We start from the raw sequence: 839 nt of genomic DNA, 5'->3' as shown, positions 1-839 counted from the left end.
GGTCGTGCGCTGGACGTTGCCGTCATGGGTGAAGGTTATCTTGCGGTAGAAACGCCAGCGGGTAACGAGGCTTACACGCGTGCCGGTAACATTCAAATCGATACCTTTGGCGCAATGTCTATCAACGGGTTCCCGGTTGTGGGTGAAAACGGTCCGTTGGTGGTGCCTGATTATCAAAAAATCGAAATCAGTGAGCGTGGCCTTGTCTCGGTTATTCCACCGGGCGGCGGTGCAGAAATCGCAGTCGGCACATTGAAACTGGTGAAGCCAGAAATCAATCAGCTGCAAAAAGAGAGCGACAGCTTGCTTCACAGTGTTGATGGTGTGCCATTCGCAGCGGATGAAACCGTGCAATTGGCACCAGAACACATCGAAGGCAGTAACGTATCGGCGATCGATGAGCTGATCGGCGTGATGTCGCTAACGCGTAACTTCGAGATGCAAGTACGCATGATGAAAACTGCAGAAACGTTGGCGCAAGCCGGTAACAAATTAATGGCGGCGAGATAAGTCTCGCCCCAAAAGGAGATAACCAATGCATTCGGCATTATGGGTAAGTAAGACAGGTATGGCAGCGCAGGACACGAAGATGACTGCCATTTCCAACAACTTAGCAAACGTAAACACCGTCGGCTTTAAGCGCGACCGCGTTGTATTTGAAGACTTGTTCTACAGCATTCAGCGTCAGCCTGGTGCACCGGTGGATCAGGTAAACGAGCTGCCTAGCGGTGTTCAATTGGGTAGTGGTGTGCGCGTTGTTGGCACGCAAAAAGTGTTCACGCAAGGCAACACACAAAACACGACTCAAGACTTAGATCTAGCGGTAATGGGGCAAGGCT

The 839-nt window shown here is 51.4% G+C and carries 2 protein-coding genes; both read left to right on the top strand.

Annotated elements, in window-relative coordinates; translation table 11 throughout:
* Positions 1 to 510 (top strand): flagellar basal body rod C-terminal domain-containing protein (locus R8O11_RS26415; RefSeq protein ID WP_318194769.1); only part of this gene is annotated, 510 nt, incomplete at its 5' end.
* Positions 511 to 535: 25 nt separating this feature from the next.
* On the top strand, positions 536 to 839 hold a 304-nt coding region (locus R8O11_RS26410), incomplete at its 3' end, for a flagellar hook-basal body complex protein (protein WP_318194768.1).

The organism is Vibrio sp. 1288 (genome assembly GCF_033344475.1).
Note: the sequence above shows the minus strand (reverse complement) of the source record. Positions and strands in the feature narration are given on the sequence as shown.